This window comes from Hymenobacter daeguensis (assembly GCF_054780555.1).
The window spans coordinates 36,268-50,977 of sequence record NZ_BAAGWC010000024.1 but is presented as its reverse complement, the minus strand read 5'-3'; the positions used below and the strand labels follow the sequence as shown (position 1 = coordinate 50,977).

Here is a 14,710-nt window from a genome sequence, read left to right as displayed (position 1 = left end):
GCAGAACTGACTGGTGAAGCAGCGCCCGAAGTTATTGCGCAACTCGGCCTTTTACGATGCTTTCACGGCGTGCGGCTGCTCCAGCGCGGCAATGTCATCGGCCGTAAGCTGCAGGGCAGTGGCTTCGAGCAGCTCGGTGGTCTGGCCGGGGCTGGTGGCGCTGGCGATGGGGGCCGTGATGCCGGGGGCCTGCATCAGCCAGGCCAGCGCCACCTGGGCCAGCGTAGCCGAGTGCGTATCGGCCACGGCATCGAGGGCTTTGAGCAGCGCCAGGCCTTTCGCGTTGAGGTATTTCTGGCCCACGCCGGCCCCGCGCGGGCTCTTTTTCAGGTCGGCCTCGGTGCGGTACTTGCCGGTGAGGAAGCCGGCGGCCAGGCCGTAATACGGAATAGCGCCGATGCCGCTGGCCTGCACCAGGGGCAAGTCATCGGTTTCGAAAGCGGCCCGGTCGTAGAGGTTGTACTCGTTCTGGATGCTCTCGTAGCGGGGCAGGCCGTGGGTTTTGGCGGCATCGAGGGCGGCCTGCAGGCGTGCAGGCGAGAAGTTGCTGGCCCCGATGGCGCGGATTTTCCCTTCCTGCAGCAGCTCGGCGTAGGCTTCGAGCGGCTCGGTCACGGGCCGGGTTTCGTCGTCTTTGTGCGACTGGTAGAGGTCGATGTAATCGGTCTGGAGGCGGCGCAGGGAAGCTTCCACGGCGCGTTTGATGTAGGCCTTCGACAGGTCACGCTGGCCGGTCACGCCCTCGTGGCCCACCTTGGTGAAGATGAGCACGTCGTTGCGCCGGCCGCGCTGCTTCAGCCACTTGCCAATCACGGTTTCCGACTGCCCGCCGCCTTCGTGGCCGGGCACCCAGGCCGAGTACACGTCGGCGGTATCGATGGCATTGCCGCCGCCGGCCACAAAGGCATCGAGCACGGCAAAGGAAGTCTTCTCGTCGGCCGTCCAGCCGAAGACGTTGCCGCCCAGCACGAGCGGCGCAATTTGCAGGCCCGAATGGCCCAGTTCACGAAGTTGCATAAGGAAAATAACAGATGGCTAGGCTTCCTTAACCGGAAAACTGCCACCAGGGTTAAGGCAGTAAGGCGCGCTAAAACCGGATTACGTCCGTATCTACCGGCGTATAGCCCAGCTGCCGGCTCATGCCGAGCACCTGGCCTTTGTGGTGAAACTCGTGGGTAACAACGTGCGTGAACAGCTGCAAGGGCATGAGCGTGAGCGCAGTTGACTTCCGTTGAAAGTCGAACACCGTGGGTTGCTGCCAGCGGGCCGCATGGTGCTGGCAGAAGTCGGCCAGCAAGGCATCAACTTCCCCGAAAAGCACGCGCACGGCCGCCACATCCGGCACTTCGGCCGCTACCGGCCGCGGGGTGTTCCGCTGCAGGCCAACTTCGCCCAGCCAGACGCTGTAAGCCCCGGCCACGTGCACCAGCAGGTCGCGCATGGAGCTGTGGTTGAAGGCCGGAACCGGCGCGATGAAATCGGCGGGCCTGAGCGTAGCGCAGTAGTCAAGCAAGGCCCCGCGCGCGCCACGCACCAATTCATACTGAGTCAGGAAGGCCGAAATCATACGCAAGTTTACGCGCCGGGCGCTGCTGCCACCAGCACCCGCCAGCCGTGGCCGGGCACGCTGATTTCCTCACCCGTTTGGAGCGTCAGGGTTTCGTTGCTGAACAGGTCGCGCCACTGGCCGGGCACGGCGGGCAAAGCACACGGCTCAGCCGCGATGTTGACGGCGCACAGCACGGCCGCCGGGCCTTTGCTGCGCACGAAACCGTACACCTCGGCCGAGCCCGGCAGGCGCTGAAACTGGCTGGCCGGGTCGCCGTTGCGCAGGGCCGGGTGGCGCTGCTTGAGGGTGAGCAGGCGCGTGTAGAAGTCCTGCAGCGGATAATTGCCCCATTCAATGGTGTCGCGCTCGAAGAACTCCAGCCGGCGGTTCAGGGCCGCCTCCTGGCCCGAGTAGAGCATGGGCATGCCCGGCAGCAGAGCCGTGAACACGGCAAAGGGCAGCGCCAGCGGGCCCAGCCGCTCGTATTCGGTGCCGTCCCAACTGTTCACGTCGTGGTTGCTGGTGAAGTGCATCAGGTACACGCTGGGCGGGTATTTCTCGCGCTCGGCGGCCAGGTACAGGTCGATGTCGGCCAGGGCGGCGTGGCCTTCGGCAATGCGGTCGAGCAGGTAGTGCAGGCGCAGGCCGAAGGTCATGTTGAAGGCCTTTTCGAGTAGCCGCGTGTCGGCGTTGAACTCCTCCCAGGTCAGCCCGCCCGAGGGGTACAGCTCGTCCCACTCGGCCAGCATGAATACGGGCTTGATGACATCGAGCGCGGGCCGGGCCTCGTCCCAGAAATCGGTGGGCACCAGGCCGGCCACGTCGCAGCGGTAGCCGTCCACGTCGGCTTCCCAAATCCAGTAGGCCAGCGCTTCGGTCATGTAGTGGCGCAGGGCGCGGTTGCGGTAGTCCAGCGCCACCACGTCGGTCCAGTCGGCCACGGGCGGCACCAGCTGGCCGGCGGCATCGTGCTGGTACCAGTCGGGGTGTTCGGCAATGAGGGCGTTGTCGCGGCTGGTGTGGTTGGCCACCCAGTCGAGAATCACCTTCATGCCCAGCCCATGGGCCGCCTGCACCAGATGCCGCAAATCATCGAGCGTGCCGAACTCAGGGTTTACGGCGAAGTAGTCGCGCACGGCGTAGGGCGAGCCCAGCGTGCCTTTGCGCCCGACTTCGCCAATGGGATGCACCGGCATCAGCCACACAATGCTTACGCCCATTGCCGCCAGGCGCGGCAGGTGGGCTTCGAAAGCCCGAAACGTGCCTTCCGGCGTAAAATTTCGAACGTTGACCTCGTAGATGGTGGCGTGGGCGGCCCACTCGGGATGGGGCACGGTGAAGCGGGCGGCAAGCGGGTGGTCGTCGGGCATGGCAGCAGGAAATGGGTGGCGGATATTTTTGCTACGCGCCCGCCGCAGCCGTGGTTACCGTGCTTGTGGGGCGGGGGCAGGCCCCGCCCGTGGCCGAACGGCGTCGTTGGTCCGGCCCGAACGCCCGGGCGGGGGCAGGCCCCGCCCGTGGCCGAACGTCGTCGTTGGTCCGGCCCGAACGCCCGGGCGGGGGCAGGCCCCGCCCCTACCCCTCGTAGAATTCCAGCGGCAGGCCGTCGGGGTCGGCAAAGAAGGTGAAGCGGCGGCCGGTCAGCTCATCGATGCGAATGGGTTCGCAGGCCACGCCGTGCTGCTCCAGGTGGCGGATGGCGGCGGCCACATCGGGCACGGCAAAGGCGAGGTGGCGCAGGCCGGCCGCCTCGGGGTAGCTGGGGCGCGGCGGCGGGCTCGGAAAAGAGAACAGCTCGATGACGTACTGGCCGTTGATGGCCAGGTCGAGCTTCCAGGAGTCGCGGGCAGCGCGGTAGGTTTCGGCCAGTATTTCCAGCCCGACTGTTTCGGTGTAGAAGCGTTTGGAGACTTCGTAATCGGAAACGATGACGGCGACGTGGTGCAGGCCAAGGAGGGGCGGCATGGGCATGTAGGCTTGATGATGGAGTAGCCAAGACCAAGTAGCACGTCATGCTGAGCGGAGTCGAAGCATCTCTACCGCAAGAGTAACTGAATTACTCCCGTGGTAGAGATGCTTCGACTCCGCTCAGCATGACGTGCTACTTGCTTCCTTAACTTAAATTGAAGCAGGCTAGTTGACCTTGCTCAGCAGCTTGCCGAGGGTGCTTTGCAGCTCGTCGCCGCGCAGGTTGATGGCCACGATTTTGCCCTGCGGGTCTACCAGAAAGCTCTGCGGCACGGCTTTCACGTTGTAAGCCTGGGCCACCGCGTTGTCAAAAAATTTCAGGTCCGATACCTGCGTCCAGGTCAGGCCGTCTTTCTGGATGGCACGCACCCAGGCTTCGCGGGCTCCTTCCTTGTCGAGCGATACGCCGATGACGGTGAAACCTTTGTTCTTAAAGGCATTGTAGGCCTTCACCACGTTGGGGTTTTCGGCCCGGCAGGGGCCGCACCAGCTGGCCCAGAAATCAATCAGCACGTACTTGCCGCGCAGGCTGCTCAGGGTCACGGGCACATTGTCGGGCGTGTTCTGGGTGAAGTCGGGGGCCATTGTGCCCACCGACACTTTCTGCGATTTTTGGAACTGCGTGGCAATGCGCTGGCCCCGCGGTGTGCTCCGCACGCCAGCGTTCAGGCCCTGATACAGCGCCATGTACGGTGTCACATCCGGCGCCCCATTGGCTATATCAAACAAGACGAATAAGCTGTAGCGCGAATCCGGATGCGCTTTTATAAAGTCGGTCCGGACCTTGTCTTGCTCAGCGTCGAGGGCAGCAAGACGGGATTTCAGCGCCTGCGCGTGCGCCGGGTCTTTGCGGGTGGCTTCGGGCTGGGCCAGCGACGCCTGGGTGAGCGCATTGGAGCGGGCGAACAGCGGTTTCAATGCGGCATGGAGCCGGGCGTCTTCCTCGTTCATCGGGCTGCGCACGGTGGCTTTCGTGGCCGAATCGGGCGTGGTTATCTCTACCGTACCGTTTTCGAGGTAAAATATTTCCCTCTTCCTATCCTGCGATTGGCTGAGCGGCGTACCATGGTGACTGAACGTGAGGGTGGCCCGCACCGGTTCGAGGAGCGTACCCCTGAATTCGAAATGGCCGTCTTTCACAACGGCCGAGTCGGTTACCCATTGTTGGTTGGCCGCGTGGCCCAGATAGGCTTTGATGACGCCGGCCTGGGCACCCACGGTACCTTTCACCACAAAATTATCGGTTTGGGCCTGTGCCAGAGCGGGCAGCAGGAAAAGGGCACTGTAGAGGAGGCTTTTCATAAGAGCAAGGTCGATGAGTGGGTAGTGATACCCGATACCCGGAAATGGTTGCCTCGGCCACCGCAAAAAAGCCACCCGGTTTTATAGCCGAAAACGCACCCTAGTCACGGGGCATTCCTGACCGGTGCCGGCTACTCGCTCACCCAGCGGGTTTTATCGTGAACCGACCCGCGCTGGCCGGGCGCGGAAGGCACCTCGATATACCCCAGCTGAAAGAAGCCCAGCAGCCTATCCTCCGGCCCGAGGCCGAAAAACGCCTTGGCCTCCTCGGTGTAGGTGATGCCGCCGCTGCTCCAGTAGCCGCCCAGGCCGTAGGCGTGGGCCGAGAGGTGCAGGTTTTGCACGGCACAGGCCACGGCCTCAATTTCCTCAATTTCGGGCAGGCGCGGCTCGGTGCGCTTCATGGCAATGGCGATGACGTGCGAGCACTGCGGCGGATTGTGGCGCAGGTTGGCGTGCTTGGCGGCGCGGTAGGCCGGCCCGGCCGTTTGCTCATACAAATCGGCCTGGAATTCGGCCAGCTTTACCAGCCCCGCACCCGTGAACACGGTGAAGCGCCAGGGTTCGGTTTGCTTGTGGCTGGGGGCCCAGTTGGCGTTTTCGAGCAGTTGCCAGATGGTGGAATCCGGAATGACCCGGCCGGGCACGAACTGCGGAATGAACGTGCTGCGCCGCGTGCGGATGAGCGTATTGATTTGTTCGGTGTCGAAGAGCGGAGAGGTCATGTTGCAGAAGGCATTAGAGAAATGAAAACCAGGTGGCTGCCATGAAAACGGTCATGCGCCTAGCCGGGCAGACGCTCAGCGGGGCCGGTTGCGTTGTTTACCCAACCATTCTGCCGAAGGTTTTGATTGGGCCGCGACGGACTCACTCAACGCTGCGCACCGCCCAGCCGTGGGGCACCACCAGCACTGACGCATTGGTCGGCGTCTGCGACTCGGCCTTGGAAAATACATCCTGCCACACTTGCGCCGGGCCGGCGGGCAGCTTTACTTCCTTAGGCGAATTGCCAAGGTTGATGGCCACAAAAACCTTCGCTGCCCCTTTTTGCCGCACAAAGGCAACGCATTGCTCTGGTGCTGGGAGCAGCTGAAAGTCACCTTTAGCATCAAAATTGCGGAGCGCCGGATGCCGTTTTTTCAATTCCAGCAGCGTAGAGTAAAAGCCCTGCAGTGGGTAATTCCCCCACGGAATGGTGTCCTTATCAAAGAAGCGCAACCGCCGTTTCATGGCCGATTCCTGACCGTTATACAGCATCGGAATACCGGGCCAGAGCATGGTGAGTACGGCTTCCGGCTGGGCATTCTCGCCCAAACGCTCGACTTCGCTGCCATCCCAGGCGTTGATGTCGTGAGTGCTGGTGAAGGTCATCAGGTTCACGCCGAGCGGGTAGAGCTTCCGTTCGGCGGCCCAGTAGTGGGCTAGTTCGGCGGTGGGTTTCTGGCCCCGGCCTAGGCTGTCGAGCAGGCCGTGCAGGCGCAGGGCGTAGGTGGCGTCGAAGGCCTTTTCGAGCAGGCGGGTGTTGGGGTCGAATTCCTTGCGCGAGATGAAGGTAGGCGGGAATAACTCGTCCCACTCAGCCAGCATGAAAACGGGTTTTATCTTCTCCAATTCCTGCCGGGTGTGGTTCCAGAAATCGGTGGGCACCAGCCCGGCCACGTCGCAGCGGAAGCCGTCGAGGTCGGCCGTTTTCACCCAGTAGGCCATGGTTTCGGTCATGTACTGGCGCAGGGCGGGCTTGCTGTAATCGAGGTCGATGACGTCCTGCCAGTCGGCCACGGGCGGGCGGAAACGGCCGAGGCTGTCGCGGGTGTACCAGTCGGGGTGGGCGGTGGTGAGGTTGCTGTCCCAGGCCGTGTGGTTGGCCACCCAATCCAGAATAACGTGCATGCCCAGCTGGTGGGCCGTGTTCACGTAGTGCTGCAAATCGGCCAGCGTGCCCAGGTCGGGGTTCATGGCGCGGTAGTCGCGCACGGAGTAGGCGCTGCCCAGCGTGCCCTTGCGGTGGCTCACACCAATGGGGTTTATCGGCATCAGCCACAGAATGCCCACGCCCATCCGTTGCAGGCGCGGCAGGTCCGCCTCGGCCGCCCGAAACGTGCCCTGCGGCGTGTATTGCCGCACATTTACCTGGTAAATGGTAGCATTGCGTGCCCAGGCCGGGTGCTTGATGGTGAAGGCGGATGAGTCGGGCGCAGCGGCGGTGGTAGCCGTTTCAGTATCGGTGCTGGATTTGGTGCCCGATGACTGGCAGGCTCCGAGCAGGAGCAGCGGTGCCAGCAGGGCACTCCGGAGATGAGAGCGGGTGGGAAGAGTCATGGCGCAAGGTAAAGCGGCTCTTGATATATCAGGCATTGCTTCTGCACAGCTCAGTGCGGGGCTTCATCCATTAATTTGCACTGAGTTACCAAGCTGTCTTTAGCATTTTTTCAACTGCCTGTAACGCAGCGGCAGTTTCATGGGTACCCGCTCTGCGGCGGGTATTTCCCTACAAACTCACCCGTTCATTTGCTCCCGTAGTCCTGCCTTATGAGCCATTACTGCTACTTTCTAGTGTTCCTGCTATTTGGCCTCCCATTGGTGAGCCCAGGCCAGGGGACGGTCCGTCCTGACAAGCCAATCAAAGCCAAGAGCTACCGCGCGGCCATCCGGCAGGCCACGCGCTACCTGGACTCGTTGCGCGTGCAGCAGCACATTCCGGGGCTGGCCATTACGGTAGTGGCGGGCGGCACGGTGGTGTGGCAGGAAGGCTTCGGCCTGGCCGATTTGGAAAACCCCGCGCCGGTGCGCAGCACCTCGTTGTTTCGCGTGGGCAGCGTCTCAAAATCTCTCACTTCGGTGGCCCTGGCACAGTTGGTAGAGCAGGGTAAGCTCGATTTGGATGCGCCCATTCAGCGGTACGTGCCGAGCTTTCCGCTGAAACGCTACCCCGTGACGTTGCGCCAACTGGCCGGGCACTTGGCCGGCATTCGGCACTACCAAGGCAGCGAAGGCACCATGCGGAAGCACTACGCCAGCGTGACGCAGAGCCTGAGCATCTTCCAAAACGACTCGCTGCTGTTTGAGCCCGGCACGCGCTATTCCTATTCTTCCTACGGCTGGAACCTACTCAGCGCGGCCATCGAAAACGCCTCCGGCCAGCCGTTTACTACCTACATGGCGCAGCACGTTTTTGCGCCGTTGCACCTGGCACACACCCGCCCCGATTTCAGCGACAGCGTACTCGTCGGTCGGACCGGCTACTACCAATGGAGCAAGCGCCGGCAAGTGGTGATGGTGGCCCCGTGGGAAGACGTAAGCTATAAATGGGCCGGCGGAGGCTTTCTTTCCTCTGCCGCCGACCTGGCCACGCTAGGTCAGGCGCTGCTATCGGGCCAGCTGTTGCGGGCCGAAACGACCCAACTGCTTTTCACCAGCCAGCACACCCGCGACGGCCAGGAAACCGGCTACGGCCTGGGCTGGCGCACGGGCCAGGACGGCCACGGGCGGCGCATTGTGCACCATGGCGGCACCGCCTGGGGCGGCCGGGCCTTCCTCCTGCTCTACCCCGACCAGCACGTGGTGCTGGCCATCACAACCAACTTGGGCAACCCCGACTTTGCCGAGGTAGAAATGGGAAAAATTGCCGAGTTGTTTATTCGTTCCCGGCCCTAACTGGTCGACCTTCCCTACTGCGCCGTGATGTCCGAATATTCATACATTCGGCCCACTTCCAGCGGCTGGCCGTCGGCCTCGGCGTAGGGGTACACGAAGTAGTTGAGCGGCGGGCCGGCCTGCCGGGGCGTCAGCTCCAGGTCGCGGCCCCGGGTGAACTCGACGCGGTTTTCGTCGTGCGCCCCGAAGAAGTAGTTGCGCTTGTCGGGGTTCTTGGCGGCTTCGGAGGCATCGACGGGCACCCAGCCGGTTTCTTTGGTGTAGAACTCGGCCCAGCAGTGGTAGCCCTTGATTTCGCCCCGGCCCCGGCCCACCGGCAGCGGCAGCCCGATGCTGAACCGCGCCGGAATGCCCAGGCTGCGGCAGTAGCCGATGACGATGGCGTGGAAATCGGTGCAGTTGCCGCGCCGGGCATCGCAGGCGTAGTAAATGTCGCCCCGGCCCCAGCCCTGGCCGGTTTTGTCGTAGGTCACGGTGCTCACCACGTGCTCGTAGATGGCGCGGGCTTTTTCGAGCGGCGTGCTGGCGTGGGCCTTCGCCACCACTTCTTCGGCCTGCTGCCTGATTTTGGCATCGAGCGGCACGAGGCGGTCGGGGGCCAGCCAGCGGGCCATGTCGGGGTCGGGCTTTTCGTTTTTGGTGCTGGAAGCCAGCGCGGCCGGCCTGGTAGCGCGCAGGTTGAGGTGCTCGCGGCGCGTAATCTGGGCGCTGAGCTTCACCACCAGCGGCGCGGTGGGCAGCGTGGCGGGGCGCAGGTGCAGCATCTGGTTGCCGAAGGCCCCTTTCTCGATTTTATACGGCAGCGGCGACTCAATTTTCAGGTCGCGCACGTCCTGGCTGGCGTCGGTGTGCGGCACGGGCAGCCAGAGGTCCAGGGTTTTGGTGCCGGCGGGCGGCACGGGCACGGTGGCCGTGCTGGCGAGCACAAACGTGCGGCTGCGCGGCGCGGCGGCCGTTTGGGCAATGGCCGAATGGGCGGCAAGGGCAGCCGCAGCCAGCAGCCCCGCCCGAATGGCGGGGGAAATCGGGAAAGAAAACGTCACGGCAACGGGGCAACAGGTCGCTGCTGGCGGGCGTCGGCAGAGCTGGATTGGCGTTGAAAAGCAACACCCATTCGGCGGCCGGAGCACGAGGCGCCGCCCGCCGACGCAGCGCCTGGGGAAGCGCCCGCCAGTCAGGGCCAACCAGACCCCAGCAGTAGCCCAAAAGTACGGCGCGGCCAACCGCAGGTTGGGCGGCACGTACCAGATGCGGCTCATCTGCCGCTCTCGCCCATGCTTTTTCTTGCCGAACCCATCACGCCCTTCGACTGGCACCGCATGCTCTGGACGGCCGATGCGCCGCCCTCCTACCTGCTCGAAGTGGTGTTTCGCTGCGTGGCCACCTACGTGCTGCTGCTGGCCGCCCTGCGCGTCACGGGCCGGCGCGGCGTGCGGCAGCTCTCCATTTTCGAGCTCAGCATCATCCTCGGCCTGGGCACGGCGGCCGGCGATACCATGCTCTACCACGACACGCCGTTTCTGCCCGTCATCCTGGTGTTTGTGGTGGTGGGGGCGCTGTACTGGTTTTTCAACCGCCTCACCGAGTGGTTTCCGCGCTTCAGCGACTGGCTCGAAGGCACGCCCGTGCTGCTGGTGGAGGAAGGCCGCATCAACATGAAAAATCTCAACAACCTGAACCTGACCCAGAAGGAGCTGTTTGGCGAGCTGCGCCAGCAGCAGGTGGAGCACCTGGGCCAGGTGCGCCGCGCCTACATGGAAGCCACCGGCAACCTCAGCGCCTATTTCTACGCGCCGGACGAGGCCGCGCCCGGCCTGCCCATCTGGCCCGAGCTGCTGGCCGCCGCGCAGCGCCGCGTGGCCGCCGCCGGCCCCCACGCCTGCTGCAAGTGCGGCCACGTGCGGGAGCTGGCCAAAGGCGAAACCGCCACCTGCCCCACGTGCCAGGGCGAGGGCTGGGTGCCGGTGTGCGCGGCGCAGCGCGAAGCATAAGCCCCCCTGGAGAGTCCTGCGGAGCGCCGCCGAAGCAGCTGGCGTGCACTGGTAATTCCCGGCTCCAACGCTTGAGCTGCTGCCGCACGCTGCTTCGGCGGCGCTCCGCAGAAGGTTCTTTTTCGGTTCGGTTTCTTCCCTTTCTGTCGACCTTCGCGCCATGAAACCGACTGCGCCGCCAGTGCTCGCCCTGGCCTCCTTTCCGCCGCCGCTGGCCCGCACGCCCTACTACTGCGAGCGGCTGGAAATCCACGTAGTGCGGTTTCCGCACGTGAATGAGCCGCACGCGCACGACTTCTACCTGCTGCTCTACGTCACCGAAGGCGCGGGCACGCACACCATCGATTTGGTGACGTATGCGCTGCGGCCGGGCAGCCTGTTTTTTCTCACGCCGGGGCAGGTGCACCACTGGCAGCTGCAGGCCGATGCGCGCGGCTTTCTGGTGTTTTTCGATACCGATTTCTACCTCTTCCGCTACCCCGGCAGCCGGCTCTACGAATACCCGTTTTTCGACCACGCGCACCCGCCGGTGCTCTACCTGCCGGCCGATGAGCCGGAAATCCGGCCGCTGCTCGAACGGCTTTATGCTGAATACCAGCAGCCGCAGCGCAACCAGGCCGAGGTTTTCCGGTCGTACCTGCACCTGGGCCTGGAGCTGGCCGCCCGCCACTACCCCGCCCTGCCGGCCGCCGAAACCAACCTGGCCCAGCAGCAAATCCGGCAGTTCGGCACCCTGCTCAACCAGCACTACCGCACCCGGCGCAGCGTGCGCGACTACGCCGACCTGCTGCACGTATCGGCCAACCACCTCAACGCGCTGTGCCGCCGCGTGCTCAACAAAACGGCCAGCGCCCTCATCCACGAGCGGGTCGTCACGGAGGCGCAGCGCCTGCTCAGCCACTCGGCCCTGAGCGTGGCGCAGGTGGCGTATGAGCTGGGTTTTGACGACGCTTCGTACTTCGTGCGCTACTTCCGCAAGTACGCGGGCACCACGCCGGAGGTGTTTCGGCAGCAGCGTTGATTTGTCCTGTAAGTGCCCGCAAACGGGCTGCGAGGGGGCTTTGGCGGGCTGCTAATTTTGCATCAGCACAATGAGTTAGCGGCGATTGTGCTCCTTGTTCGAGCGTCTGCCGCCCTTATCCGTATAGCCCATCTCACGCATGCTCACCTCCCCCGCCCCGGTCATGGCCGAACCCGCCGCTCCTTCCGAATTCGTCGATTCTACCGCCCTGGCCCTGCTCACGCTGCGCTGCCCGCGCTGCCACACCGGCAAGCTCTTCAGCCACTCGGCCCTGAACGTGACCAGATTTGCCCAGATGCCCCACCAGTGCCCCACCTGCGGGCAAAGCTTCGAGCCGGAGCCGGGCTTCTATTTCGGCTCCATGTACATCACCTTCGCCTTCAACGTGGCCACGTTTCTGGTGCTGGGCCTGCTGATTTACGCCTTGCTCGGCAATCCCGATACGTGGGTGTACGTGACCATCATCACCGGAGCCACGGTGCTGCTCACGCCCGTTATTCTGCGCTACTCGCGGGCGCTGATGCTGTATTTGTTCGGCGGGGTGCAGTACAACCGCAACTGGGCGCGGCACCGCCACCTGGGCGCTTCCAACGAAGATTAGAAACAAAGACCGTCATGCTGAGCGGAGCCGAAGCATCTCTACCGTGTGAGTAATCTATATACTCTTGCGGTAGAGATGCTTCGGCTCCGCTCAGCCTGACTACTTACTGTACTCTGTTTTACCGCAGCACCTGCGCCTGCCACACGTTGTTGCCGGGGTTGGCATCGGGCAGCAGCTTGCTGGCGTTGAGGCGCACCTGCGTGAGCGGCGTGGTCGAATTGTAGCGGAACGTCCAGGTGCCGCCGCGCTGCCAGATTTCCACCGGCAGCTTCACGCGGGTGGTTTTGCCGCTGGTTTCGGTCACGTCGGCCGTCACGGGCATGGCGGCCTGGCCCCGGTTTTCGATGGTGATGAGCGCGCCCTTGGCGGGGTCCTGGTTCACGTAGGCCACGGTGGTCACGGCCTGGTCCAGCACCCAGTTGTTGTACACCCACTCGCGCCAGAACCAGGTCAGGTCCTCGCCGCTGGCCTCGTTCATGGTCCGGAAAAAGTCTTTCGGCTGCGGGTGTTTGAAGGCCCAGCGGTTGATGTAGGTACGGAACGCGTAGTCGAACCGCTCGGGGCCCAGAATTTCGGCGCGCAGCAAAAACAGTCCGTAGCCCATCTTGCTGTAGGCCGCGAAGCCCAGGTTGCGGGGCTGCGTCACGTCGGGCACGGTGTAGGGCGGGTCGGTGGCGGGGTCGAGGATGCTGCGCACCGTGCCGCTCACCAGCCGGGCGGTGTCGTTCAGCTGCTTGGCATACTCGCCGTTGTTGAAGGCGTTGCTCGACAGGATGTTGATAAAAGTATTGAAGCCTTCGTCCATCCACGGGTACTTGCGCTCGTTCGAGCCCACTATCATTGGGAACCAGTTGTGGCCAAACTCGTGGTCGGTCACGGCCCAGAGCCGGGCCTTGCGCGACTTCGCCCCGCAAAACACGATGCCCGGATACTCCATGCCGCCCACCACACCGGCCACGTTGGTGGCCACCGGGTAGGTGTATTCGTACCACTGCCGGGAGTTGTATTCGATGCTCTTTTTCACGTATTCCGTGCTGCGGTTCCAGGCCGTGTCCTGCGCCGCCTCCACGGGGTAGAGCGACATGGCCAGCGACTTACGCCCGCTGGGCAGGTTCATCTTGGCCGCATCCCATACGAAAGCAGCCGAAGCCGCCCAGGCCACGTCCCGTGCCCGCTGGCAGCGGAAATGCCAGGTCAGGCGGCCGTTTTTGCCAGCCGGGCGCGAGCCCGCCTGCGTCACCTCCTCGGCCGAGCGCACCAGCACGGTCTGGTCGGAACCGGCGGCTTTGGCGAGGCGGGTTTGCTGGGTGCTGGTCAGCACTTCGGTGGGGTTCACCAGTTCGCCCGAGCCACCCACCAGGTAGTTGGCCGGCACGTTCACGGTGTAGTCGAAGTTGCCGTAGTCGAGGTAAAACTCGGCCACCATGTAGGGCAGCGTGTTCCAGCCTTCCACGTCGTCGTACACGGCCATGCGCGGGTACCACTGCGCTATTTCGAAGATTTCGCCGTTCTTGGTCTGGAGGCGGCCCAGGCGGTCCGAGCCGTATTCGGGCACGTTGAAGCCGTAAGTTATGCTGATTTTCAGCTTGTCGCCTTTGGGCTTCAGCGCCTCGGGCAGCATGATTTGCATACGGGTATCGGTCACGCGGTAGCTGGCTTTCAGCTTCTTGCCGTGCAGCTCAATGCTCACGGTTTGCAGCGAGTCGCCGCCCTGAAAATTGCGGGCCGAGTTGCCGAAGCGTCCGCCGGCCGGGGCCGTCGCGGCGGCTCCGCGCGAGTCGGCGCGGTACAGGTTCTGGTCGAGCTGCAGCCACACGAAGGCCAGGTTGTCGGGGCTGTTGTTGGTGTAGGTGATGTCGGCGGTGGCCGTCACGCGGGCGGCTTTCTCATCGAGGCGGGCGGCAATTTTGTAGTCGGCCGCGTTTTGCCAGTATTGGGCGCCGGGCTGGCCGCCGGCCGTGCGCGTGGGCGTGCTCAGCTGCTCGATGAAGGAAGGATTGAACAGCGCGCGGGCATCGAAGGCCGGGCCGACGTTAACGGTTTGGGCCAGCGCCGGGCCGGCCGCCAGCAGGGCAGCGCCCAGCAGCGCACCGGGCAAAAAAGGGAGTTTCATGTAGAAAGCTTCTGGTGGAGCAGCGTCAAAGATAACCGCAGGGACGGGGCTTGTTCCCGCCCGTCGTTGAACGATTCCAAAGCCTGATGTTCAACGACGGGCGGGGGCAAGCCCCGCCCCTACAGATGCCGACGCACCAGTTCCATCAGTCCGTTCAAATCCGTCGCATCCATTGTCGCAGCGTCAATGAACGGGGTTAGCTCGCCGTTTTCACTCAAGGCAAAGGCAGCGGGCAGCGGGTGCCGTGCCCACTGCGGGTAGCCGCGCACAAACTCGTCGCGGTGCAGAAAATCGACCGGCACCGGCAGCGTTTTCACAAACCCGCGCCACTCCGGCCGCATGCTGGTGGCCCCGTAGGTGATGGCGCACAGCGAGCACGGATACGTGGCCGGCGAGAGGATTTTGTGAAACAGGTCCTTCAGCCCGGCCAGGCGGCCGCCGTCGGCATTGTACACGAAAACGAGGCGTTGGGGCACGGCAATACGCTGGATGGCGGTCCAAGATAGACTGC

General features: G+C 63.9%; 14 protein-coding genes. 4 read left to right on the top strand and 10 right to left on the bottom strand.

From position 1 onward, the window contains the following. Nucleotides 1–51: 51 nt before the first annotated feature. The 7 genes from ACYVHT_RS19140 to ACYVHT_RS19110 all read right to left on the bottom strand — a co-directional run bounded on the left by ACYVHT_RS19140 (nt 52) and on the right by ACYVHT_RS19110 (nt 7,138). Complete coding sequence (locus ACYVHT_RS19140) at nt 52–1,017, bottom strand: aldo/keto reductase (protein WP_460555771.1); 966 nt, start codon at nt 1,015–1,017, stop codon at nt 52–54. 70 nt (nt 1,018–1,087) lie between these two features. Then, entirely contained in the window at nt 1,088–1,567 is a 480-nt protein-coding gene (locus ACYVHT_RS19135) for a DinB family protein (RefSeq protein WP_460555768.1), read from the bottom strand. Nucleotides 1,568–1,575: 8 nt separating this feature from the next. Beyond that, entirely contained in the window at nt 1,576–2,919 is a 1,344-nt protein-coding gene (locus ACYVHT_RS19130; protein ID WP_460555765.1) for an alpha-amylase family glycosyl hydrolase, read from the bottom strand. A gap of 205 nt (nt 2,920–3,124) precedes the next feature. Next, nucleotides 3,125–3,514, bottom strand: a complete 390-nt coding sequence (locus ACYVHT_RS19125) for a VOC family protein (protein WP_460555762.1) — start codon at nt 3,512–3,514, stop codon at nt 3,125–3,127. A 168-nt stretch (nt 3,515–3,682) separates the two neighbouring features. Then, entirely contained in the window at nt 3,683–4,819 is a 1,137-nt protein-coding gene (locus ACYVHT_RS19120; protein ID WP_460555759.1) for a redoxin domain-containing protein, read from the bottom strand. A 131-nt stretch (nt 4,820–4,950) separates the two neighbouring features. Continuing rightward, nucleotides 4,951–5,544 (bottom strand): nitroreductase family protein, encoded by a 594-nt coding sequence (locus ACYVHT_RS19115; protein WP_460555756.1) that lies wholly within the window; start codon nt 5,542–5,544, stop codon nt 4,951–4,953. A 142-nt stretch (nt 5,545–5,686) separates the two neighbouring features. After that, entirely contained in the window at nt 5,687–7,138 is a 1,452-nt protein-coding gene (locus ACYVHT_RS19110) for an alpha-amylase family glycosyl hydrolase (protein ID WP_460555753.1), read from the bottom strand. A 234-nt stretch (nt 7,139–7,372) separates the two neighbouring features. On the opposite strand from ACYVHT_RS19110, the gene ACYVHT_RS19105 reads away from it, so the two are divergent. Next, the gene (locus tag ACYVHT_RS19105) at nt 7,373–8,473 is read left to right on the top strand and encodes a serine hydrolase domain-containing protein (protein ID WP_460555750.1); all 1,101 of its coding nucleotides are present in this window, start codon (nt 7,373–7,375) and stop codon (nt 8,471–8,473) included. A 14-nt stretch (nt 8,474–8,487) separates the two neighbouring features. Here ACYVHT_RS19105 and ACYVHT_RS19100 read toward each other — a convergent pair whose 3' ends face one another. Then, nucleotides 8,488–9,516 (bottom strand): transglutaminase-like domain-containing protein, encoded by a 1,029-nt coding sequence (locus tag ACYVHT_RS19100; RefSeq protein WP_460555747.1) that lies wholly within the window; start codon nt 9,514–9,516, stop codon nt 8,488–8,490. A gap of 231 nt (nt 9,517–9,747) precedes the next feature. Here ACYVHT_RS19100 and ACYVHT_RS19095 point away from each other — a divergent pair, with 231 nt between their 5' ends. The 3 genes from ACYVHT_RS19095 (at nt 9,748) to ACYVHT_RS19085 (ending at nt 12,086) form a co-directional block, all read left to right on the top strand. Continuing rightward, nucleotides 9,748–10,464 (top strand): DUF421 domain-containing protein, encoded by a 717-nt coding sequence (locus ACYVHT_RS19095; protein WP_460555744.1) that lies wholly within the window; start codon nt 9,748–9,750, stop codon nt 10,462–10,464. Between the two features lie 160 nt (nt 10,465–10,624). Next, nucleotides 10,625–11,485: a helix-turn-helix transcriptional regulator gene (locus tag ACYVHT_RS19090; RefSeq protein WP_460555741.1), complete on the top strand. Its 861-nt coding sequence runs from the start codon at nt 10,625–10,627 to the stop codon at nt 11,483–11,485. Nucleotides 11,486–11,624: 139 nt separating this feature from the next. After that, on the top strand, nt 11,625–12,086 hold the full coding sequence (locus ACYVHT_RS19085; RefSeq protein ID WP_460555738.1) for a DUF983 domain-containing protein: 462 nt from the start codon (nt 11,625–11,627) through the stop codon (nt 12,084–12,086). Nucleotides 12,087–12,204: 118 nt separating this feature from the next. Here the strand turns inward: ACYVHT_RS19085 and ACYVHT_RS19080 are convergent, their stop codons facing one another. Together ACYVHT_RS19080 and ACYVHT_RS19075 are read right to left on the bottom strand one after the other, a co-directional pair. After that, on the bottom strand, nt 12,205–14,199 hold the full coding sequence (locus ACYVHT_RS19080; protein WP_460555735.1) for a M1 family metallopeptidase: 1,995 nt from the start codon (nt 14,197–14,199) through the stop codon (nt 12,205–12,207). A gap of 119 nt (nt 14,200–14,318) precedes the next feature. Next, a complete protein-coding gene (locus ACYVHT_RS19075; RefSeq protein ID WP_460555732.1) occupies nt 14,319–14,675 on the bottom strand; it encodes a hypothetical protein in 357 nt (118 codons plus the stop codon). Nucleotides 14,676–14,710 lie beyond the last annotated feature (35 nt).

What these genes read in the sequence shown, in the direction of transcription:
- ACYVHT_RS19140 (WP_460555771.1), bottom strand. Translation starts at nt 1,017, where the DNA reads ATGCAACTTCGTGAACTGGGCCATTCGGGCCTGCAAATTGCGCCGCTC.
- ACYVHT_RS19090 (WP_460555741.1), top strand. Translation starts at nt 10,625, where the DNA reads ATGAAACCGACTGCGCCGCCAGTGCTCGCCCTGGCCTCCTTTCCGCCG.
- ACYVHT_RS19115 (WP_460555756.1), bottom strand. Translation starts at nt 5,544, where the DNA reads ATGACCTCTCCGCTCTTCGACACCGAACAAATCAATACGCTCATCCGC.
- ACYVHT_RS19095 (WP_460555744.1), top strand. Translation starts at nt 9,748, where the DNA reads ATGCTTTTTCTTGCCGAACCCATCACGCCCTTCGACTGGCACCGCATG.
- ACYVHT_RS19080 (WP_460555735.1), bottom strand. Translation starts at nt 14,199, where the DNA reads ATGAAACTCCCTTTTTTGCCCGGTGCGCTGCTGGGCGCTGCCCTGCTG.
- ACYVHT_RS19125 (WP_460555762.1), bottom strand. Translation starts at nt 3,514, where the DNA reads ATGCCGCCCCTCCTTGGCCTGCACCACGTCGCCGTCATCGTTTCCGAT.
- ACYVHT_RS19110 (WP_460555753.1), bottom strand. Translation starts at nt 7,138, where the DNA reads ATGACTCTTCCCACCCGCTCTCATCTCCGGAGTGCCCTGCTGGCACCG.
- ACYVHT_RS19120 (WP_460555759.1), bottom strand. Translation starts at nt 4,819, where the DNA reads ATGAAAAGCCTCCTCTACAGTGCCCTTTTCCTGCTGCCCGCTCTGGCA.
- ACYVHT_RS19085 (WP_460555738.1), top strand. Translation starts at nt 11,625, where the DNA reads ATGCTCACCTCCCCCGCCCCGGTCATGGCCGAACCCGCCGCTCCTTCC.
- ACYVHT_RS19135 (WP_460555768.1), bottom strand. Translation starts at nt 1,567, where the DNA reads ATGATTTCGGCCTTCCTGACTCAGTATGAATTGGTGCGTGGCGCGCGC.
- ACYVHT_RS19130 (WP_460555765.1), bottom strand. Translation starts at nt 2,919, where the DNA reads ATGCCCGACGACCACCCGCTTGCCGCCCGCTTCACCGTGCCCCATCCC.